Origin of the sequence: Sphingomonas sp., assembly GCF_041661825.1 — a bacterium.
GTDB lineage: Bacteria > Pseudomonadota > Alphaproteobacteria > Sphingomonadales > Sphingomonadaceae > Sphingomonas.
Genome location: NZ_JBAZTU010000003.1, coordinates 711008 through 732283 on the forward strand (window position 1 = coordinate 711008; position 21276 = coordinate 732283).

Annotated in this window: 14 protein-coding genes; 4 read left to right on the forward strand and 10 right to left on the reverse strand. The window is 66.8% G+C overall.

Annotated elements, in window-relative coordinates; all coding sequences use genetic code 11:
- Positions 1 to 414 precede the first annotated feature (414 nt).
- Genes WC729_RS16245 through WC729_RS16270 form a run of 6 tightly spaced genes read right to left on the reverse strand, consistent with a single transcriptional unit; the run spans position 415 to position 9424 of the window.
- Positions 415 to 1752, reverse strand: coding sequence for an MFS transporter (locus tag WC729_RS16245; RefSeq protein ID WP_372854592.1), 1338 nt, complete (start codon positions 1750 to 1752; stop codon positions 415 to 417).
- Positions 1749 to 2888: a CaiB/BaiF CoA transferase family protein gene (locus tag WC729_RS16250; protein ID WP_372854594.1), complete on the reverse strand. Its 1140-nt coding sequence runs from the start codon at positions 2886 to 2888 to the stop codon at positions 1749 to 1751. The genes WC729_RS16245 and WC729_RS16250 overlap by 4 nt, the downstream gene beginning before the upstream one ends.
- Positions 2889 to 2923: 35 nt before the next feature.
- Positions 2924 to 6166 carry an amidohydrolase family protein gene (locus WC729_RS16255; protein ID WP_372855476.1) on the reverse strand — a complete coding sequence of 1081 codons (3243 nt, stop codon included), beginning with the start codon at positions 6164 to 6166 and terminating at the stop codon, positions 2924 to 2926.
- A complete protein-coding gene (locus WC729_RS16260) occupies positions 6166 to 7413 on the reverse strand; it encodes an amidohydrolase (protein WP_372854596.1) in 1248 nt (415 codons plus the stop codon). Before WC729_RS16260 ends, WC729_RS16255 begins: the two co-directional genes overlap by 1 nt.
- Positions 7410 to 8822 (reverse strand): amidohydrolase family protein, encoded by a 1413-nt coding sequence (locus tag WC729_RS16265; protein WP_372854598.1) that lies wholly within the window; start codon positions 8820 to 8822, stop codon positions 7410 to 7412. Before WC729_RS16265 ends, WC729_RS16260 begins: the two co-directional genes overlap by 4 nt.
- Positions 8822 to 9424 carry an FMN-binding negative transcriptional regulator gene (locus WC729_RS16270; RefSeq protein ID WP_372854600.1) on the reverse strand — a complete coding sequence of 201 codons (603 nt, stop codon included), beginning with the start codon at positions 9422 to 9424 and terminating at the stop codon, positions 8822 to 8824. The genes WC729_RS16265 and WC729_RS16270 overlap by 1 nt, the downstream gene beginning before the upstream one ends.
- A gap of 233 nt (positions 9425 to 9657) precedes the next feature.
- Between WC729_RS16270 and WC729_RS16275 the strand changes: the two genes are divergently transcribed.
- The 4 genes from WC729_RS16275 to WC729_RS16290 all read left to right on the forward strand — a co-directional run bounded on the left by WC729_RS16275 (position 9658) and on the right by WC729_RS16290 (position 15817).
- On the forward strand, positions 9658 to 11121 hold the full coding sequence (locus WC729_RS16275) for a PLP-dependent aminotransferase family protein (RefSeq protein ID WP_372854602.1): 1464 nt from the start codon (positions 9658 to 9660) through the stop codon (positions 11119 to 11121).
- Between the two features lie 120 nt (positions 11122 to 11241).
- Positions 11242 to 11769 carry a hypothetical protein gene (locus WC729_RS16280; protein ID WP_372854604.1) on the forward strand — a complete coding sequence of 176 codons (528 nt, stop codon included), beginning with the start codon at positions 11242 to 11244 and terminating at the stop codon, positions 11767 to 11769.
- Positions 11770 to 11786: 17 nt separating this feature from the next.
- Positions 11787 to 13439, forward strand: a complete 1653-nt coding sequence (locus tag WC729_RS16285; RefSeq protein WP_372854606.1) for an amidohydrolase — start codon at positions 11787 to 11789, stop codon at positions 13437 to 13439.
- A 170-nt stretch (positions 13440 to 13609) separates the two neighbouring features.
- Positions 13610 to 15817 carry a TonB-dependent receptor gene (locus WC729_RS16290; RefSeq protein ID WP_372854608.1) on the forward strand — a complete coding sequence of 736 codons (2208 nt, stop codon included), beginning with the start codon at positions 13610 to 13612 and terminating at the stop codon, positions 15815 to 15817.
- Between the two features lie 122 nt (positions 15818 to 15939).
- Here WC729_RS16290 and WC729_RS16295 read toward each other — a convergent pair whose 3' ends face one another.
- From WC729_RS16295 to WC729_RS16310, 4 genes are read right to left on the reverse strand one after another with little or no spacing between them, the layout of a single operon-like run.
- Positions 15940 to 16668: an IclR family transcriptional regulator gene (locus WC729_RS16295; RefSeq protein WP_372854610.1), complete on the reverse strand. Its 729-nt coding sequence runs from the start codon at positions 16666 to 16668 to the stop codon at positions 15940 to 15942.
- Positions 16665 to 19217 carry a glycoside hydrolase family 3 C-terminal domain-containing protein gene (locus WC729_RS16300; protein WP_372854612.1) on the reverse strand — a complete coding sequence of 851 codons (2553 nt, stop codon included), beginning with the start codon at positions 19215 to 19217 and terminating at the stop codon, positions 16665 to 16667. Before WC729_RS16300 ends, WC729_RS16295 begins: the two co-directional genes overlap by 4 nt.
- Positions 19214 to 19552, reverse strand: coding sequence for a hypothetical protein (locus tag WC729_RS16305; protein WP_372854614.1), 339 nt, complete (start codon positions 19550 to 19552; stop codon positions 19214 to 19216). Before WC729_RS16305 ends, WC729_RS16300 begins: the two co-directional genes overlap by 4 nt.
- Positions 19552 to 21276, reverse strand: a complete 1725-nt coding sequence (locus WC729_RS16310) for an AMP-binding protein (RefSeq protein ID WP_372854616.1) — start codon at positions 21274 to 21276, stop codon at positions 19552 to 19554. Before WC729_RS16310 ends, WC729_RS16305 begins: the two co-directional genes overlap by 1 nt.

Consider the following 21276-nt stretch of genomic DNA (forward strand, 5'->3'; position numbering starts at 1 on the left):
TAGTGCCCTACCCATTGCAGCGATCAGAACCCTGAGCCATTACCACGTCAGACCGAACCGAGAGAGAGTCGAGCTACACGCTTTCACGAGTGATGAACCGCTGGATCTTGTGCCACGATCTGAATTGAATGCTGAGTTAACACGATCGCTCGCAAGACAACAACCACCCCAAAGCGGGAGGTAGAAAACTATCTTGCGACATGGGCGACGGTGAAAGAGGTATTTGGCATAGTATAGATATAGCTCAAGCCGCGTTCTTGAACGCGGCACGGTAACGCGTGATCAACTTCCTAGCCTCCATCGTTGGAAGCCTAAAGAAGTTCGCAATGTGGATTATAGGGGGAGCCATTTTTTGCCTTGGGGCGTTTCCGCCCCGCGCGCGGATTAAACCGATCCCCAGCCCGCACGTCGGCCTCAGTTCATATGCCCGGCGCGGCGCGGTTCCCGCATCGATAGCGCGGTCAGGAACGACACGGCGCATACGGCCGCGACATACCAGCCGAACAGATCCTCATGCCCTGCCTGCTTGAGCGACAGTGCAATGAACTCGGCGGTTCCGCCAAAGATGGCCGACGCGATCGCATGACCGAGGCCAACGCCCAAGGCGCGTACGCTCGCCGGGAACAGCTCTGCCTTGAACAGGCCTGAGACCGATGTGTAAAAACTCAGGATGGTCAGCGCCGCGACGACGAGCATGAAGGCCATTCCGGGGCCCTCGACACGCGCGAGCCCACTCAGCAACGGCACCGCGGCCAGCGTCATGCCCCCGCTGAAGATCAGCAGGCAAGTCCGCCGGCCGATACGGTCGGACAGGGATCCGATCGCCGGCTGGAGCAACAGGAACACAATGGTCGCCGCAATCATGATCGTGCTGACCGACGGCACCGCCAGCCCGGCGGTATTGACCAGATATTTCTGCATATAGGTGGTGAAGCTGTAGAGGCTGAGCGCACCGCCCGCGCTCAGCGCCATCACCGTGAACAGCGCGCGCGGATGCTTGGCCAGCGCGCGCAACGTCCCCGCATCCTCGCCGCCCTTCGCCGGCTCGACCGTCTCGTGCATCATCCCGCGCATCAGGAGGATGGCGGCGGCCAAAGCCGCCCCCAGAAAGAACGGAATGCGCCAGCCCCAGGCACGGAGTTCGGCCTCGCCGATCGTCGCCTGCAACAATCCAAGCACCAGCAGCGCGCTCAACTGCCCACCGATCAGCGTGACGAACTGGAAGGAGGCGAAGAAGCCCCGGCGTCCGGGTTGGGCGATCTCGCTGAGATAGGTCGCCGCGGCGCCATATTGGCCGCCGCTCGAGAAGCCCTGCATGAGTCGGGCGACGAGCAGCAGCGCGGGCGCCGCCGCGCCGATCTGCGCGTAGACCGGCAACACTGCAACGACCAGGGATCCAGCACCCATCAGCAGCACTGATGCGATCATTGCCGCCCGCCGGCCGCGCCGATCCGCGTAGCGCCCGAAATACCATCCCCCAAGCGGCCTGATCAGGAAGCCGGCGGCGTAGATCGCGGCCACGTTCAACAACTGCGCGGTACGATCCCCGCTCGGGAAGAAGGACGACGCAAAGTAGAGCGCGGTATAGGCATAAGCATAGAAATCGAACCATTCGATGAGGTTGCCCGCCGATCCGGCAAAGGCAGCCCGCACCCGCGTCCGCTGGTCGAGCGGCACAGCGGTGGCGGGACGAGTATCGAGCGGTGCGTCGCCATCGGCCGGTACACCGATCGAGCTGCCGGGAATGGTCATGCGCTCATCTCCGCCAGGATCGCGGCCGTGTCCGCGCCGAGCGCCGGCGCCGGCCGGTCAGGCGCCGCCTCTCGCCCGATCACCGCAAAGGGGGACCGCACCGTCCGCAGCCTCCCTTCGACCGGATGCTCGACGGTGCCGAATATCCCCGCTTCGGTAAGGTGCGGATCGCTCAGCAGGTCGTCGATCCGATTGACTCGCGCGCACGGGATCCCCGCCGCGTTGAGCGTCGCGATCCAGTCGTCGGTCGTCCGGGCCGGGCTCGCCTCGGCGATGATGCCGTACAGCATGTCGATATGAGCACCGCGCAGCTTGGCGTCGGTGACGCGCGGGTCGTCGATCAGATCCTGCCGCTCGACCAGTGCGAGATAGGCCCGCCAATGCGCGGCGGTATAGGGCATCACCGTGACATAGCCGTCGCGCGTCGCGTGCGGCCGCCGCCCGGGCGAGCTCAGCCGGTCATAGCCGGTCGGCCCCACCGGCGGATCGAAGGTCATACCCCCGAGATGCTCGATCATCAGGAATGAGACCATTGCCTCATACATCGGCGTCTCGATGCACACGCCTTCGCCGGTGCGTTCACGCGCGGCAATGCCCGCCGCGATCGCCAACGCCAGATGCAACCCGGCGATCTTGTCGCACAGCACCGTCTGGACGAAGCGCGGCGCCCCCGCCGCATCCGCGTTGAGCCATGCCACCCCCGACGCCGACTGGATGCAATCGTCATAGGCCGGCTCGTCGCCCTGCGGCCCGGCGCCGAAGCCGCGCGCAGTGCAGTAAACGATGTCGGGCTTCACTGCCCGTACCGCCTCATACCCGATCCCGAGCCGCTCGGCCGATCGCGGCCGGATATTATGCACTACGACGTCAGCGGTGGCGATCAGCGTCATCAGCGCGCCGAGCCCCTCCGGGCTCGCCACGTCGAGCACGACCGAACGCTTGTTGCGGTTGAGGTTGAGGAAGCCCGCCCCGTCCCCGCCGGCATGCCCCGGCGGTGCGGCGCGGAACAGGTCACCGGCTGGCGGCTCGACCTTGATCACCTCGGCGCCGAAATCGCCGATCAATTGAGTCGCATAGGGGCCCAGCACGATCGTCGAGAGATCGACGACGCGCACACCCTTCAACAGGTCGAACATCCTTGCTCCTTTTCCGGCCCGCACGGCCGGTATTGTCATTTCCCCGGCGTCAGTGCCTGCGTCGGCAGCCATTGTTCGGCCGGTTGGCTCGCGAACCAGGGCGGCGGAAGCTTGCGCGTGACTGGCCAGATTTCATCCAGCGTCGCGCTGTCGTAGAGCCGGCCGCCCCGCATCACCTGGGCGATCGACCGGGTATCGGCGATGTCGGCCAGCGGATCCCGGTCGAGGATCAGCAGATCGGCCAGCTTCCCGGCCTCGACCGTGCCGATATCGTCCAGCCGCCCGATCGTCTCGGCCGACCCGGCAGTGGCGGCGTGCAACACTGCCATCGGCGCCATGCCGCCCATCGCATGCGCCTCCATTTCCCAATGGAAGCCGATCCCCGGCACCTCGCCATGCGCACCCATGCCGACCAGGCCGCCAGCACGCTGCAGCGCCGCCGCACCGGCCGCGATGACCGGGAAGCGATAGTGATCAAGCGGCCGCCACGGCCGGTCAGCGAGCTTCTGCTCGATCGCCCAGCGCGGCCAGAAATGCGCGGTGCGCGGATCGTGCTGCGGATCGTCCCGCGCGACGAACCAGTCGGACGCCGGTGCTGCGCTGTTGGTGATGACGAGCGTGGTCGTATAGCTTGTCCGCATTGCCTTCAGCAGACCGATCGCGTCGCCGCCCAGGGTGGTCACCGGCAAGGCGTGCTCGTTGCCCGCGAAGCCGTCCTGGATCTGCGACAGGTCCAGCTTGAGCGAGAGTGCTCCCTCAGTGGTCGGCAGCAGCCCGAGTTCCCGCGCGGCGATCGACATCCATTGCCGTACACGCCGGCTGCCGGTGCGATATTCCTTGATATTGTGCAGGCCGTACGCGTCGCGGTATCGCCGTAGCACCGCGCGCACCTCGTCGAGCGAGGCGAAGCGGTTCATCGAGAAGATCGCCGGCCCGGTTGAGCGCAATCTCGGCCCGAGGATCAGCCCGGCATCGGCCATGTCCTGATAGGCCAGTGTGTCGATGCTCAAGGTCGAGGGGTCGAAAGCCGTCGTGACGCCATAGGCAAGCCGCGCGCGCAGGCCCCAATCCTCAGTCGCCAGCACCTCGCGCCGGATCGAGCCGAAGTGATCGTGCACATCGACAAAACCCGGCAGGATCGTCTTGCCGGTCACGTCGCGGACCGCGGTGCCGGGCGGCACCGTCAGGCTACCGCGTGGTCCGATCGCCACAATCCGGTCGGCCGTGACCAGGATATCGGCATTGTCGAGGATCCGGTCCCCGTCCGTCATGGTCAGCACCCGCCCGCCGCGCAGCAACAGGCTTCCATCCGGCCGGTCGCGCGGCAGTTCGACGTTCAGCGCGACCCCCTCGCCCGCCTTGGGGATGCCAGCGCTCGCCAAGGCATCGGCGAGTGCGAGGCGGTGGAAACGCGCACCGACCGACCAGGTGATCGCTCCGTCCTTCGTCCATTCGAAATAGTCGGCGCCGACGTCGGTGAGACGCCGGCCCGGCGTTTTCTCGGCGAGCAGATCGACTTCCGGCGCGCCGGCCGGGGGAACGGGCAGCAGATAGAGCTGCTGCGCCACCTGAGCGAGCAACCACTTGCCGTCCGGGCTGACCCGCATATCGTCCACGGCGACGCTGCCTTCGACGAAATAATAGCCTGCGCCCTTCACCTGGGCGATCCGCGTGCGCGCGCCGCTGGCAAGGTCGATCGCCGCCAGCCCCTCGGGCGTCAGGATAAACACCTTGCCGGGCAAGGAGGCGAAATGCGGCCGTCCGCCGAACCGGCCCGTTGCCACGACCCATGACGTCCCGCCGCCCGCCGGCAGCGCGACCAGCTCGCCATCGCGCACCTTGCCGAATTCGAAGCTGCTCTGCTGCCGCGCCGCCGCGGCGGATCGAACGGCGACGATCGTTTCCCCATCCGGCGTGAAGGTCGGATAGCTATAGTAACCGGGCGCACTACTCACCTTTCCGGCAGGGCCCCGGCCGTCCGCCGGCGCGGTCCATATCGCGCCGCCCGTACCCTCGCTCCAGCGTACAAAGGCGATGCGCGATCCGTCCGGGCTCCAGCTCGGCTGATAGCCCTCACCGATCCTCAGCGCAGGGCCGGCGCCATCGGCTGGCTGGATATAGATCGCTCCCAGTGCCGAGAAGGCAATCCGCCGTCCGTCAGGCGAAGCGACTGGCGCCATCGCGAGCCGCGCCCGCACTGGCCCATTGTCCTCGCGGATCCGGATCCGGGTGCTCGGGGCGACATCGACGCGCAGCGAGGCCTTGAACGGCAGCTTCGTGGATATGCCGGTCGCCACCGCGATCCGTTCGAACCCGCCCTTGTGGCTGATCACGATCGCCGATCCGTCCGGGGTAAAGGCGTAGCGCGCGCTCAGATCCTGCCAGGACGATGCCTGTAGCGTATCGGTATCGATCGCCGGTGCGACCAGCCAGTCCTCTCCGGTCGCCAGGTCGCGCACGCGCAACTGGGTCGCGACGCCGCGCCGCGTCGCATAGGCGAGCAGCCGGTCGTCAGGCGACAGGATCGGCCGGAAGAACGCTTCGCTGTCCGCGCCCCGCGCGCCCGACCCGGCGATGAGCGGCGTTTCCGCGCTGCTGCCGAGATCGCGGCGCACGATCGTCCAGGGCTTCACATCCTCGAACTCGATCCCGCCCGACCGCCGCGCATAATAGAGATATTTGCCGTCGCGCGAAGCGATCGCGCCGACGCTGCTCTGCCAAGCCGACCGCGGTGCCGTAGCGGACAGCTTGATCGGCGCGATCAGGTCGGCGCTGCCGTCTAGGCCATAACGCCACAGCTCGTAATTGTTGAGATCCGGCCGGAAGCGGCTGACGAACGCTGCCTTGCCGTCCGCGCTCCAGGCCGGGGAAAGCAAGGCGGTGTCGTCGTTGCCGAAGGTGATCTGGCGGGGCTGGCTGCCATCGGCGCGCGCCACCCACAGATTTTCCGCACCGGAACGATCGCTGATGAACGCGATGAACCTGCCGTCCGGCGAAAACGCCGGTTGAGCGTCGAACCCCACGCCTCCGCTGATGAGGCGCGCACGACCGCCGGCCGCCGGCATGACATAGAGATCGCCCAATATGTCGAAGACGATCGTCCTCCCGTCGGGGGAGACGTCCAGCGACATCCAGGTGCCGTTGGTCGTCTCGATCGAGACCTGGCGTTCAGGCTTGATCGGCAGCGTCTCGCCCACGGGCTGGCGCGGCCTTGTATCGGCCGCAAGGGCCGGCGCGGAGACGGCTGCCAGTGCGGCGACCGCAACCAGCCGCCGCATCACGGCGCGACGGCCAGCGGCGCGTAGCGTTGTTGCAACGCGCTCTGGCGGGTCGTCACCGGCACCTGGCGGCCTTCGATAATCACCGCGGCCGCCCCGCTCGACGGCTCCAGTGGATCGCCGTCCCACACCACCAGGTCGGCGGCACCGCCAGGTGCGATCGTCGCCGGGCGACCGGCCCAGATCGCGGCCGGGTTCACCGTCACCGCGCGCAGCGCCTGGATATAGGTCAGCCCGTTGGCCACCGCGATGCCGGCGCCTTCGCGCAGCACCAGCCCGGCATTGTAGTTCTGCTCCAGCGCGCCGCCGACCAGACCGAACGCCACCGTCACGCCGGCGCGCGTCAGGATCGCGGCATTGTCCTGCCGCGTGCCAATCTGGTCGAAGGTCGCAGGCATGTTCGCCTCGGGATCGAGCACCACTGCGACATGCGCCGCCGCCAGCGCGTCCGCCGCGCGCCATGCCTCGGAACCGCCGATGATCACCACCTTGATGCGATACTCCTGGGCCAGCTTCGCGGCCTGGCGGATATCGGATTCGCGATGCGTAACGATCGCCAGTGGCATCGCACCCGCCAGCACCTGCCGCACTGCCGCCACATCGCGTCGGTTGAGCAACGCATCGTCGCCGACCGGCGACGTGGCCGGCAGCCGCGCCTCGTCAAGCGAGGCACGCAGCAGGCCCCATTGCCCAGCGCGCGACCCCGCGGCCTTGTCCCATGCGCCGCCGCCGATCACCGCGACCATTGCTGCCCGCGCATGATCGAGAATGTCGACCCCGGGACGCAGCCGCACGGTCGATGCCTGGCCTGAAAAGGGCGCCGTCTCCGACGCGCCGGGAAAGCTGAGTGCTCGCGTAACGCCATCGGCGCGGGCAAGCTCGACCAGCGTCGAATTGCCATTGAGCGCATAGCTGACATCGAAGGATGGACCGCTTGCCCGCCCGGTCGCCACTGTGTCGCGCGTGTCCTGCGCCGAAGAAACCTCGGTCAGGCCGATCTGCGTCGCGCCGTTCATCAGGCCGGGCGTCACCGGCTGGCCCGCGGCGTCGATCACCGTCACGCCGGCCGGCACCGCACCACCGGTCTTCACCGAGACGATGCGCCCGTCGGCGATCAGGATCGTCGCATTCTCCACCGGCGCATCGGCCAGCATGGTCCATGCCTTGGCATGAACGATCGCAATCGATTGTGCGGCAGCTGGCAGCGGAGCCGCGACCAGCGCGACCATGGCGAGGGCGCGCTTCATGGCCGCACCGCCGCGACACGACCCAGCTCGAAATCGGATGCCGGACTGGCCGGCGGCGCGCTGCGATCTGCGGCAATCGCCCCATCGATGAACACCAGATCGGCCTTGGTGTAGACGCTGAACGGATCACCAGACCACACCACCAGATCGGCATTATAACCCGGCGCGAGCGTGCCGATCCGGTCCTCCAGCCCCAGCACCTTCGCCGAATTGCTGGTGACCCATCGGATCATCCGTTCGGGCGGCACGACGATTCCCATGCGGCGACCCGCGCCTGCGGCCTTGGCGGCCTCGATCGTCAGCCGCTGGCCCGACCCGGGCGAATCCGAATGCATCGTCACGCACACTCCCGCCCGGTCGAGCATCGGCGCATTGGCGCGTACTGCGTCCAGCGCCTCCATCTTGTACCCCCACCAGTCACCCCACACCGCAGCGCACGTCCCCGCCTCGCGCAGGGCGGCCGGCATCTTGTAGGCCTCGGTCGCATGGTGGAACGCGGTGATGTGGAAGCCGAATTCCTTCGCCACCGACAGCATCGTCGCCATGTCGTCCGCGCGATAGCAATGCATGTTGAGCCGCAGGTCGCCCGCCATGATCCCCGCGAGCGCCTCGCGCTTCAGATCGGGTCCGCGGCCCGCCGGCGGGCCGCGGCGTGGGCCGGGCTTGCCGTCCTCCCCCTTCTGATCACGGAGGATCTGCTGCGCGTCCATGAACGCCTTGCGCACATAGGTGACCACGCCTTGCCGGCTGGTCGGCCCGCGATGCGTTTCGGCGCCATTCTCCTTCGGGTTCTCGCCGCACGCCATCTTGAAGCCATAAGGCGCGCCGGGGAACTTCATCGCCGCCACACTGGTCGCGCGGATCGGCTTCACCGTCACCGCGCGGCCGGAGAAGATCGGGCTCGATCCGGGCAGAATCTGGATCGTCGTCACGCCATTCCGCAACGCGCGGGAAAAGGCCGTGTCCTGCGGGTTCACCGCCGTCTCGATCCAGGTGTCGGCGACATTCACGTCGCTGCCTTCAGAAACGTCGCCCGCCTCGCGGTCGATCGTGGTGAGCGGCAACACATAGGTGCCGTCATGGCTGTGCACGTCGATCACGCCTGGCGTAATCCAGCGCCCGCGCGCATCGATCTCGCGCGCGCCGCCGGGATTGGCCAGAGCCCGGCCGACCGCAGCAATCTTGCCACTGCGCACCAGCACATCGCCATCGTCGATGCGATTGCCCGCGCCGTCGAGGATCGTCGCATGGCGCAGCATCACGTCGCTGCGCGGCAGCGGTACATAGGTGCTGGGAAAGGGGTTCTCGAGCCAGGGCGCCCCATGATCGGCAACCTGCGCGGCGGCGCTTCCCGCCATTGCCCCCAGGGCACAGGAAGCGGCGAGCAGGCGGAGCAGAGGCCGCGCCATCACACCCGCTCCGGATTGAAGCGCCGCATCCAACGCGCCAGCGCCGGATCGGAGACATGATCCAGGATCATGCTCAACGTCTCGGGCTGCTCGTCCTGCCCCAGCTTGAACTTGCCGCTCAATCGCGTCACGCGCGCCCGGAAACCGATGATCTGACGCTCCATCGCCGTATAGCGGTCGCCCAGCTCGATCACCTTCCATGGGTTCGCGCGAGCCGATTCCATCGCACCGACCAGCAGGGACAGAGCTTCGCCCGATCGTTCGGGCTCGAACACGATCTCCGCCTCGATGCTGATCTGCGCATAATTCCATGTCGGTGCCCAATCGCGCGTGCCGGCATATTCGGGCGAGATATACCCTTCCGGTCCGCGAAACAGTATCAGGGCGCGGGGACTCCCGGAAAGCGCCGCGTGGAGGGGATTCCGGCGCCCCATATGTCCGATGAGGTGAGTCAGCCGCCCGTCCGCGTCGCATTCGGCGAGCAACGGCAACAGGCTGACATGGGCCGCGTCGCCATCCGCCGCGCAGACCCATGCCAACGGATATTCGTCAATCAGGTCGCGTACGTCGCGATTCTCGAAATCGTCGAATGCCGCGCTCATGCGCCGAACGCTCGACTGGTGCCGCCAATGATGTCGAGGTCTCGCCCCCTGCACGCGATCGTCACGCTGATCTCCCAAACACGCCCGGCTTCAGCCTATTTTCAGCGCGCGCAGGACCGGCCGCAAGCACCAAGAGATAAATTCCAGATGGACCAAGGTCCCATTGCCGAGCAGTAGGGGCGAGCGTAGGCTGGCCCCCTGGTTGCGCCTCGATCTGGAAGGATACCGGTCCAATGCTGCGCCCCTGGAAACTCGGCTTGAGCGAACGGATCGATGCGTCACGCGGCACGCCAGTCTATATGCAGATCATCCAGGCGCTGATCCGCGACATCGAAAGCGGCCGCCTGACCTCCGGCACCTTCCTGCCAAGCAGCCGCGAACTGGCGACCGCCGTTGGGGTCAATCGCAAGACGGTCGTGCTCGCCTACGAGGACCTGATCGCCCAGGGCTGGCTTGAATCCGCCGGCACGCGCGGAACCATGGTCTCGGCGTCACTGCCGGAGCCGGCGCGCGGTACCGGCACACCGACCCCGCCCGACCAGGACGGCGGAGTCGACTATCGCTTCGCCGAGCCGCCGGCCCGACCACTCGCCTTGCCCGGCGGCACCGGCCACAAGCTGGACGAGGGCGCGCCTGACGGCCGCCTGTTCCCGGCCGAGCTGCTTGCGCGCGCCTATCGATCCTCGGTGCAGCGCGCCTCGCGCGAGAATCGGCTGCAATATCGCGATCCGCGCGGATCTGAGGCACTGCGCGAAAGCATCGCGGTGATGCTCAAGAGCCAGCGCGGGCTGCCCGTCACCGCGCGCAACATCTGCATCACGCGCGGCAGCCAGAACGGCATCTTCCTCGCCACGCGCGTGCTGATCCAGCCGGGCGACACGGTTGTGGTCGAGGCACTGACCTATGAGCCGGCGGTCGCCGCCTTCCATGCCTCGGGCGCGAAGATCGTGTCGGTCCGGCTCGACGAGGACGGGATCAATATCGACGATCTCGAACGCGCCTGCCGGCGCCACGCCGTGCGCGCCGTGTTCGTCACGCCGCATCACCAGTTCCCGACCACAGTGGCGCTGCGCCCGGAACGACGGATGCGGATGCTCGAACTGGCGCGCCAGTTCGGTTTCGCCATCATCGAGGACGATTACGACCATGAATTCCATTTCGAATCCCAGCCGCTGCTGCCGATGGCGGGCTATGCGCCCGGCCAGGTGATCTATGTCGGATCGCTGTCGAAGCTGCTGCTGCCGGCGCTGCGCATCGGCTATATCGCGGCACCGGAGAAGGTGATCGACGCGATCGCCCATCAGGTGTCGCTGATCGACGGTATGGGCAACACGCTGACCGAGGACGCCGCAGCGGAGCTGATCGAGAATGGCGAATTGCGCCGCCACGCGCGCAAGGTGCGGCAGGTCTATGCGCGGCGCCGTGCGGCCTTTGCGCGCACCGTCGATGCCGAGCTTGGCGACCTGGTCGATTACACCATGCCCGATGGTGGGCTCGCCTTCTGGCTGCGCTTCAAGCGTCGCGAGGATCTCGACCGGGTGGAAGAAAGCGCGTCGGCGCAAGGGCTTCGCTTTGCGTCCTCACGTTCCTTCATCACCAGCGACGACGCCGAACGAGGCCTGCGCATCGGCTTTGCCAGCCTCACCGAACATGAGGCGCGCCAGGCGATCCGGATGCTGCGCGCCACCGCTGGATGACTATCCGCCTATTGGTCCGGTCACGATGGGCAAACTGGATGTTTCCGGTGGACCAGCACTGGAAGATGACGGGCATGGATCAAAATGCCCACACGGGCTCGGTTTCCGGGGAGACACGATATGACCGCCTTCTTCCAACGCCTCGCCATTGCCGGTGCGACTGCCTTCACCCTGACGGCATCCTCCGCCGCACTGGCCCAGACGGCGGCACCCGCCGCAGCGGCTGCGCCGGTCCAGGCTGCCGCGCCCGTCGTCGAGGCGCCCTGGCCCGAGGCCTGGTTCGAGATTTTCAAGCTGGCGCCAGGCAAGCAGGAAGCCTTTATCCGTCGCATCGCGCGCGCTGACGAAGTTGCGGCCGCCGGCGGCCAGCCCCCGATCCAGATCTTCGTGCATGAGGACGGTGCCGACTGGGACGTGCTGTTGTTCAAGCCGGTCCGCAACGTGAAACCGACCGCCGCACAGCAGGCCGCGATGGACGCGAAGCGCAAGGAACTGCACATGGAAAGCGGCCCGGCCTATTTCGTCGGTATCCGTGAGAACATCGCGGCGCACACCGACAGCAAGGCCTATGGCCCGCTCAGTGCGGCGCAATGGCTCGCCAAGCTGGACAAGTGGCGCGCCGAGAACCCTGAAGGCGAGAAGAAATAAGCGGAAAGGGACGCGAGATGATCGATCGCCGGCTGTTCCTGGGCGGTGCCGCCGCGCTGCTCGCCGCGCCGGGCCATGCCGCCCGGTCGACGCTCGATATCGCTTATATCAATGCGGCGTTGTGGACCGGGCGCGGCGCGGCCGACCGTAGCGACGCGATCGGCACGATCGGGTCGCGGATCGCCGCGATCGGCAACGGCCCGGTTCGCGCCCGTATCGGCAAGAGCACGCGCGTCGTCGATCTGGGCGGCGCGTTCGTGCTGCCGGGGCTGACCGACTGCCATACGCATTTCACGCGCGCGTCGATGATGCTGGGCCAGGCCTCGCTCCGCGACGCCAACAGCCCCGCCGAGTTTGTCGTGCGGATCGGGGCAGCGGCCAGGGCCCTGCCGGCCGGCCGATGGCTTGAGGGCGGCAATTGGGATGCCGATCGCTGGGGCGGCGAGATGCCGACACGCCAGTGGATCGATGCCGTCACGCCGGACACGCCGGTGGCGGTGATCCGCTACGATCTGCACATGCTGTTGCTCAACTCGCTGGCGCTGAAGCTGGCGGGGATCGATCGCAATACGCCGGACGTGCCCGGCGGCGTCATCGTCCGCGACGCGCAGGGCGATCCCACCGGCCTGATCAAGGACGCGGCGCGCGACCTCGTCACCCGCGCCATTCCGGCGCCGACCGATGCGCAGATCGAGGCCGCGATCCGGCGCGGTATCGCGCTCGGCCTCAGCAAGGGCGTGACCCAGATCCACAATACCGACATCGATGAGGTCACGCACGATGCGCTGCGCCGCCTGCGCGCGCGCGGCGAGACCGATCTCCGCTTCTATTCCTTCACCCCGTTGAAGAACTGGGAAAAGATGGCAGCGCTGGTGAAGGCCGAGGGGCGCGGCGACGACTGGGTGCGCTGGGGCGCGTCCAAGGTCGTCTATGACGGCTCGCTTGGATCGCGCACTGCCCGCTTCTACGAGCCTTATGAGGACGAACCCTCGACCCGCGGCATCATCGTCACCAGGCGCGAGGATTTGCGCGACTGGATGGGCCATGCCGACCGGGCCGGGCTGCAGGTTTCCGCTCATGCGATCGGCGACGAAGCCAATGACGACGTGCTCGACGTGATGGCGGAAGTGGCCGCCGCCAATGGCGTCCGCGATCGCCGCTTTCGGATCGAGCATGCCCAGTCGCTGAGCAAAAAGGCCATCCCCCGCTTCGCGCGGCAAAAGGTGATCGCCTCGGTCCAGCCCTTCCACGCGGTCGACGACGGCCGATGGGCGATCAAGCGCATCGGCGCGGAGCGGCTGACGCGCACCTATGCCTTTCATTCGCTCGTCGCTTCGGGCGCGCATGTCTGCATGGGCTCGGATTGGCCCGTGGCGCCATTGGACCCGTTGACCGGACTGAAAGCCGCGGTGCTGCGCGAGACGACCGATGGGAAGAATCCCGGCGGCTGGTACCCCGAACAGCGCCTGTCGCTGGTCCAGGCACTGGCTGGCTATACCCGCGAGGCAGCCTATGCCGGCTTCACCGAGGATCGCACCGGCCGACTGGTCCCCGGCCACCTCGCGGATTTCGCGGTGCTGGATCGGGATCTGTTCGCGATCGACCCGGAAACCATCACTGATGCCTGCGTGCTGCGCACCGTGGTCGGCGGAAAACAGCGCTTCGGCTGACGGTGGAGCTTGGTCCCCTGGACTGTAACCAAACTGGATGTTTTCAGGTCCTACCCCGAAGCGGACGATAGGCACGATCGCTGGAGACAGCATCGCAGGGATGGAACGGGGCAGGCACGCGCGCAAAGACGCACCGCCCGATCGCATCGGTTCTAGTCGGGGAAAAACACATGGTTCAGTCCATCGCCATTGCCAGGGGAGCCAGCCTCTCGGCGCTCGCGGCCATGCTCTTCATCGCCGCGCCTGCCTTCGCGCAGGACAGTGAGCCGTCGTCCGACGCGGACATCATCGTCACCGCGCAACAGGCGCAGAAGCAGGTGGTCAGCGACGGCAGCCTCGGCGTGCTCGGCAACAAGGACGCGCTGTCTACGCCGTTCAACCTCACCTCCTTCACCGCGCAGCTGGTGCTCGACCAGCAATCGGAAACGATCGGCGACGTGCTCGAGAACAGCCCGTCGGTGCGCACCACTTATGGATCGGGCAACCAGTCAGAATTGTTCGTCATCCGCGGCTTCGCGCTGAACGGGGACGACGTGTCGATCGACGGCCTGTACGGCGTCACGCCGCGCCAGCTCGTCTCGCCGGAGCTGTATGAGAGCGTGCAGGTGCTGAACGGCGCTAGCGCGTTTCTGTTCGGTGCCGCGCCCGGAGGATCGGGCATCGGCGGTGCGATCAACCTGGTACCCAAGCGCGCGCAAAAGACGCTACTGCGCGGGACCGCGAGCTACAGCGCCGACAGCATCTTCGGCGGCAATATCGATGTCGGTACCCGTTTCGGTTCGGAGGACGAGTTCGGCATCCGGGTGAACGGGGTCTATCGCTCGGGCGACACCGCGGTCGACAATGAGCACCGCGTCGTCAAGGTGCTCGGTGCGAGCTTCGATTTCCGCAAGGGACCCGGCCGCTTCTTCCTCGATTTCGGCTATGAGAACCAGCAGGCGAGCTGGAGTCGCCCGACGGTGCGGCTCAACGCGAACATCGCAGTGCCGAGAGCGCCCAAGGCGACCGACAATTACGGCCAGCCCTGGACCTTCACCAAGCTGCGGGACATCTACGCGTTGTCGCGGGTCGAGTTGGATATCGCCAAGGACTGGATGCTCTACGCCGCCGCAGGCTTCCGCGACGGGGCCGAGGCCGGCGATTATTCGACGCTGACCATCACCAACGCGACGACGGGCGCGGCCACCGCCTCGCGGCTCTATGTGCCGCGCGAGGACAACAACGAAAGCGCCCAGGCCGGCATCCGCGGCAAGCTCAACTTCGCGGGCATCACCAATGAGTTCAACGCGGGCGCCTCGGTCAACTATACCGACAACCGCAACTCCTTTGCGTTCGGCGCCTTCCCCGCCAGCGTGCGCGCCGCCTGCGGCGCCAGCGCCACCTCCTTCTGCACCAATCTCTACAATGCGACGATCGTCGACCGGCCGCCCAATTCCACCACAGCCGGCTTCGTCAGCGGCAGCTTCTCGGTCCTGCCGCACGTCTCGACCAGCGAGTTCAGGAGCCTGTTCATCTCCGACACGATCGGGCTGGTCGATGACCGGATCCTGGTGACGGTCGGCGCACGCAAGCAGGACATGATCGTCGATGCGTATAACCGGACCACGCTGGTCCGGACCTCGCGCTACAACAAAAGCGCGACGACCCCGGTGATCGGCGTGATCGTCAAGCCGACCGGCAACCTGTCCTTCTATGCCAATCGCATCGAGGGCCTTTCGCAGGGCCCGGTCGCACCGCTGACCGGCGTGACCAATCCGGGCGAGGTCTTCGCTCCGTTCAAATCGACTCAGTATGAGATCGGCGGCAAGTTCGCCATTCACGGGCTTACCGGCACGCTTGCCCTGTACCAGACGAAACAGCCCAGCACCTACCTGACCCCGCCGGTCGGTGGCGTCTCCACGTTCGTGCTGGACGGCGAGCAGACCAACAAGGGCATCGAACTGTCGTTCAACGGCGAGCCGACCGACTGGCTGCGCTTCATCGGCGGCCTCACGATCAACGACGCCAAGATCACCAAGTCGCTGAACGGCGCCAACAATGGCAAGAAGGCGATCGGCGTCCCGGACTATCAGGTCAATTTCGGCACCGAGATCGTACCGCCGTTCCTCGACAAGATGACGCTGACCGCGCGCGTCGTCCTGAACGGCAAGCAGATGATCAACATCCCGTCCTCGACGGCGACCGCGCAGGAACTCCCGGACTGGACGCGCTTCGATCTCGGCGCGCGTTACGTCGCGGTGCTTGGCGATCACCCCGTCACCTTCCGCCTCAGCGCGGAGAATATCGACAACCGGCGCTACTGGTACTCGGCCTTTGGCGGCTATCTGCTGCAGGGCTCGCCCCGTACCGTGAAGGCATCGGTCACCTTCGAATATTGAGCTGCCGTCCCGCCGCGATCGGAGGGCATGATCCAACGAGCGGCACCTTGGTCGCGGCGTGTGAGAACGCCGTGGCCAGGATGTCGAACGGGACGAGATGGCAAGGGACAGGCGCGAGAAGGTTACAACTCCTGGAACGGATGATCCTGCAGGCGCTCGTCGCGGACAGTCGAGCCGAGATCGCGCGAGAGGGCGTCGGCCGCGTCCCGCACCGCCCGTTCAAGCGCTTCCCCGCGCCCTCCATCTGCTTCCCGGGCCGGGCTCGATAGCGCGAGCACGGCCACGATCTCGCGCCCGGCCCCGCGCACCGATGCAGCGGCGCAATAAATCTGTCCGCCCTCTTCGCAGTCCGCGGCGATGTCGGCGCCGAGAAGCGCCCGTCCGATCGCCGACTCGAAAGGCTGGCGCTCCCCGATGCGGCGCGCCACGATGGTGCGCCGCCTGCCGAGGACGACGTCGAGATGCTGGGCGATGTCCCCGCGCGGTGCCACGAGGCTGACGGTATCGCCCGTCGAAGCGGCCAAGGCCTCGAGATGGGGCCGCGCGATCTGGATCAAATCGAGCTGACGTTGCGCCTCGAACCCGATCTGCACCGCGGCCGGGCCGAGGCGATAGCCGCCGCGCCGGATCGGGACGAGATAGCCCCGCTCGACCAGGACTCCGGCAAGACGGTGCGTCGTGCTGTAGGTGAGTCCGGTCGTCGCGCTCAACTCGGCGGGCAGCGCGTCCCCGCGCGCGACTGCCTCGATCAGGTCGAGGCCGCGCTGGAGGGTCTTCGACGCCGGATGCGTCTCGGCCGTTTTCGGCCGCTCGCCCCGTGTGCGACGGGACCGATCACCGGCGGCCGTCATTTGGAGACAGTGATAGTGCGGACCAGCCTGATATCGTCCGACGACGACCCCGCCATCAGCTTGTACGCACCCGGCCTGACCTGCCACTCTCCGGCAGCGATGTCGTAACAGGAGAAGGCGCGAGGATCGAGCACGAGCTCCACACGGCGCCGGTCGCCTGCCGGTATATCGACCTTGGCGAAGGACCGGAGTTGCTTCCCTGCCTCGCCCGCGAGCGGAACCACCGGCGCGACATAGAGCTGGACCACTTCCTTGCCCGAGCGGCGGCCGCTGTTCCGCACCGTCAAGCGCACCTTCACTGGTGTGCCGCCCCGCGTCGTCGCGGGAGCCTCCAGCCCGGAATAGGCGAAGCGCGTGTACGAAAGGCCGTGACCGAAGGCGAACAGAGACTTCACCCCCCGCGCCTCATAGCCCCGGTACCCGACCAGCAGCCCTTCCGAATAGGCGCTCTTCGGATTCCTGAGATCCACCGCATCGTCCTCCGTCCGGGCGGGAAACGAGACGGGCAGCTTGCCCGACGGATTCGTCCGCCCGAACAGCACATCCGCCAGCGCGGCCGAACCGCCTTCGCCGGGCAACCACATGTCGAGGATCGCCGGCGCCTTGTCGTGCCAGGGCATCGTCATCGCCGCGCCAGCATTCACGACCACGACGGTGCGCGGATTGGCCGCGGCTATCGCCTCGACCAGCCGGTTCTGCTCGCCAGGCAGATCGAGCGACGTGCGGTCATAGCCTTCGCCTTCGGTGGTCGAGGAAGAACCGACCAGCACGATCGCGGCATCGGCCGCCCGCGCCGCGGCGACGGCGGCATCGATCGAGGGGCGCGGTTCGCGGATACCGAAGCTCAGATATTCGTACGGCGTCTGTCCGGTTTTGTAATCGAGGCGGATCGGATAGCTGTGCCCCGCAACCAGATCCACGGTGACGGTCCGCCGGGGGATGGGAAAGCCCAGCACGTCGCGAATATCCGGCGTTGATGCAGTGCTTTTGTCGAGAAGAATCTTGCCGTCGAGCGTGATCGTCGCATTCCCTGTCCCGCGCACGCTGAATTCATGCGGCCCAGAGGTCTTGGGCCAGAAGAACCCCTCCCACCGTAGCGCGCTGTAGCCGGTGACCTGTGGACCCGCGACATTGCCACTGATCCGTTTCAGGAAGCTGGTGGCCCGCTCGCTGCGCACCGGCGTTCCGGAGGCGTCGGCGGTGGCATAATAGGTCGCGGCCATGCCGGTTTCGGCGCGGTCCGATCCCGGGCTGAACATGGTAGGCAAGGCAGCGGGCGGCGTCTCCTCATTGTCGACGCCCTTGGCATAGGTCACCTCGACGCCGGGCAGCAGCGCCCTGAGCGCCTGGAGCGGCGTGGTCAGCGCATCGAACGGCTCGACGGCCGAACTGCCACCCCCCTGGATGCGGGAGACATCGGCATTGGGGCCGATCACGGCGAGCGAGCGGATCGAAGGATCGAGCGGCAGTACGCCGGCATTCTTCAGGAGAACGATCGCTTCCTCCGCCGCCTTTCGCGCGACGGCAGCATGATGCTGCGCGCCCGGCTTTGCCTCAGGCAGAGCCATACGATCCAGCGCACCGCTGCGCACGATCAGGCGGACCATGCGGCTGGCATTGTCGTCGATCTGCGCAACGCTGACCTTGCCGGCATCAAGCGCTGCCTTCAGCTTGGCACCGAAATTGGACGGCGGGCCCGGCATCTCCAGGTCCATGCCCGCATTGGCCGCCGCCGCCGTCGAGTGCGTCGCGCCCCAGTCGGACACGACGAAGCCCTTGAAGCCCCATTCCTTCTTGAGCACGTCCGTCAACAGCCAGCGATTGTCGGTGGCATAGGTGCCGTTGAGCCGGTTGTAGGATGCCATGACCGACCAGGGATCGGCCTGCTTCACCACGGTTTCGAACGCCGGCAGGTAGATTTCGCGCAGCGTCCGCTCATCGACGATCGAGTTGACGACGAAGCGGTTGGTCTCCTGGTTGTTCGCCGCGAAATGCTTGATCGACACGCCGATCCCGGTGCCCTGAGCGCCGCGGACATAGCCGAGTGCGATCTGGCCGGTGAGCCAGGGATCTTCGGAATAAGTTTCGAAATTGCGCCCCCAGCGGGGCGTCCGCACGATGTTGACCGTCGGTGCCAGCAGGACATCGGCGCCGTGCGCCCGCGTCTCCAGGCCGATGGCGGTGCCCACGTCGCGCGCGAGATCGGGATTCCAGGTGGCCGCCAGCGCAACGCCGACGGGGAAGACGGTGGCCGGCTTCCCTTCTGGCGACCGGACCCCGGTCGGGCCATCGGTCATCCGGATCGAAGGAATGCCGAGGCGCGGAATCGCGTTGAGCGTCATCGACGTCTCCCCCGCCAGGAGGAGGATCTTCTCGTCGAGCGTCAGCCGGCCCATCAGGTCCGCGACGCGCGTCTCGATCGGCGCGGCGCGGTCCTTGTAGGCCGGTGCTTCCTGCGGCGGTGCCGCCATGCCCGGCCCGGTCGGCACGACGCCACCCATCAGCGCGAGAACCGCAATGCTGCCAAGATACCGGCCGCCTTTCTTCATTTGATCGCCGCCAGATCGGCTTCGGCCTTGGCGAGGATTTCGTCGGTGAGCTTGCCGTTCGAATAGGGCTGGACCTGATGCAGGCTCAGCGCCTTGAACATCTCATATTCCGGCAGGGCGGTCATGCCCGGGAAATTCTTGTCCATCACCACCTTGCCGTGCTCGTCCGCCACGATTTCCTGGATCGGCGTGTCGAGGGTGAACTTCGCACCGGTGGCCGGCACCGGCGCGGGTGCGGCGGTAGGGGCAGCCGCCGCTGGGGGCGTCGTCTGTGCGCCGGCCGGCGAAACGGTGGCAAAAATCGTCAGGGCAGCGCCGATCAGGTACAGCTTCATCATTTCACCTCTTGCTTGGGATTGGTTGGCGATGGGGCGCCGGCGGTTTCGCCGAGCCCGAGTTCCGCGATCATCGTCTCGCGGATCAGATATTTCTGGATCTTGCCGGTCACCGTGGTCGGAAAGGCATCAACCACCCGGATGTAGCGCGGGACCTTGTAGTGCGCGATCTGACCGCGGCAGAATTCCCGCAGCGCTTCCGGATCGGCATCGGCGCCCGGCCGCAGCCGCACCCAGGCGCAGAGTTCCTCGCCCATGCGCTGGTCAGGCAGGCCCACGACCGCGACGTCCTCGATCCCCGGATGGCGGTAGAGGAAACCCTCGATCTCGCGCGGATAGATGTTCTCGCCGCCGCGGATCACCATGTCCTTCAGCCGGCCGACGATATTGCCATAGCCCTGCGCGTCGACCGTCGCGAGATCGCCGCTGTGCATCCAGCCGTCGCTGTCGATCGCCTCGGCGGTCCGTTCGGGGTCGTTCCAATAGCCGAGCATCACCGAATAGCCGCGCGTGCACAGCTCGCCCGGCTGGCCGACGGGCACCACCTCCCCATCGACATCGACCACCTTGCATTCGAGATGCGGCAGGACCCGCCCGATCGACCCGACGCGTTGCTCGAGCGGATCGTCGAGCCCGGTCTGGAAACTGACCGGGCTGGTCTCGGTCATGCCGTACGCGATGGTCACGTCGCGCATGTTGAGCCGACCGATCACCTCACGCATCAGCGGTTCGGGGCAGATCGCGCCGGCCATGCAGCCGGTGCGGAGCGAAGACAGATCGACGCTGTCGAAGTCGGGATGCGCGAGGACGGCGATCAGCATCGTCGGCACGCCGTAGAGCGCGGTGCAGCGCTCTGCCGCCACGGCATTCAGCACGGCACCGGCATCGAACCCCGGGGACGGATAGACCATCGCCGCGCCGTGCGTGAGGCTGGCAAGATTGCCGAGCACCATGCCGAAGCAATGATAGAGCGGCACCGGGATGCAGATGCGGTCGTCCGGCCTCAGCGCCATGCCGCGCCCGACAAAATAGCCATTGTTGAGGATATTGCGGTGGGACAGTGTGGCGCCCTTGGGCAAGCCAGTGGTACCGCTTGTGAACTGGATGTTGATCGCGTCGTCGGGGCTGAGGCCGATCTCGATCCGGTCCATTTGTGCGCGCGCATCCGAGCGCGGCGCGGTGATGTCGGTGAACTGCACCCAGCCGAGCCGCGGCGCGCCGTCGATCTGGATCGCGCAGCGCAGCGACGGCAGCCGTTCGGCGTTCAACCGGCCCGGCCTGCTGCGGCTCAGCTCGGGCGCGAGCGCCTCGATCATCTCGACATAGTTGCTGGTCTTGAACGTCTCGGCGGTGACCAGCGCGCTCAACCCGACATGGTTGATCGTGAACTCGACCTCGGACAGACGGTAGGCCGGGTTGATCGTGACGAGGATCAGTCCGGCGCGCGCAGCGGCGAACTGGGTCAGGGTCCATTCGGCGCAATTGGGCGACCAGATCCCGATCCGGTCGCCCGGCTCGAGCCCCAGCGAGAGCAGGCCGGCCGCCAGCGCGTCAGCGCGCGCCAGCAGTTCGGCGAAGCTCCAACGCACGCCCTGTGCCACCGAGACCAACGCATCGCGCTCGCCCCAACGATCGGCCGCGCGAACCAGCGCTGCGCCGATCGTCAGGTCAAGCAGCGGCGGCTCTGTGGGCCCCTGGACGTGACTGAGGGAGAGCGGCGCCAT

Coding starts and splice junctions, on each gene's coding strand:
- WC729_RS16260 (WP_372854596.1), bottom strand. CDS start 7,413: ATGAAGCGCGCCCTCGCCATGGTCGCGCTGGTCGCGGCTCCGCTGCCA.
- WC729_RS16255 (WP_372855476.1), bottom strand. CDS start 6,166: ATGCGGCGGCTGGTTGCGGTCGCCGCACTGGCAGCCGTCTCCGCGCCG.
- WC729_RS16295 (WP_372854610.1), bottom strand. CDS start 16,668: ATGACGGCCGCCGGTGATCGGTCCCGTCGCACACGGGGCGAGCGGCCG.
- WC729_RS16305 (WP_372854614.1), bottom strand. CDS start 19,552: ATGAAGCTGTACCTGATCGGCGCTGCCCTGACGATTTTTGCCACCGTT.
- WC729_RS16245 (WP_372854592.1), bottom strand. CDS start 1,752: ATGACCATTCCCGGCAGCTCGATCGGTGTACCGGCCGATGGCGACGCA.
- WC729_RS16285 (WP_372854606.1), top strand. CDS start 11,787: ATGATCGATCGCCGGCTGTTCCTGGGCGGTGCCGCCGCGCTGCTCGCC.
- WC729_RS16280 (WP_372854604.1), top strand. CDS start 11,242: ATGACCGCCTTCTTCCAACGCCTCGCCATTGCCGGTGCGACTGCCTTC.
- WC729_RS16300 (WP_372854612.1), bottom strand. CDS start 19,217: ATGAAGAAAGGCGGCCGGTATCTTGGCAGCATTGCGGTTCTCGCGCTG.
- WC729_RS16265 (WP_372854598.1), bottom strand. CDS start 8,822: ATGGCGCGGCCTCTGCTCCGCCTGCTCGCCGCTTCCTGTGCCCTGGGG.
- WC729_RS16310 (WP_372854616.1), bottom strand. CDS start 21,276: ATGGCGCCGCTCTCCCTCAGTCACGTCCAGGGGCCCACAGAGCCGCCG.
- WC729_RS16270 (WP_372854600.1), bottom strand. CDS start 9,424: ATGAGCGCGGCATTCGACGATTTCGAGAATCGCGACGTACGCGACCTG.
- WC729_RS16250 (WP_372854594.1), bottom strand. CDS start 2,888: ATGTTCGACCTGTTGAAGGGTGTGCGCGTCGTCGATCTCTCGACGATC.
- WC729_RS16290 (WP_372854608.1), top strand. CDS start 13,610: ATGGTTCAGTCCATCGCCATTGCCAGGGGAGCCAGCCTCTCGGCGCTC.
- WC729_RS16275 (WP_372854602.1), top strand. CDS start 9,658: ATGCTGCGCCCCTGGAAACTCGGCTTGAGCGAACGGATCGATGCGTCA.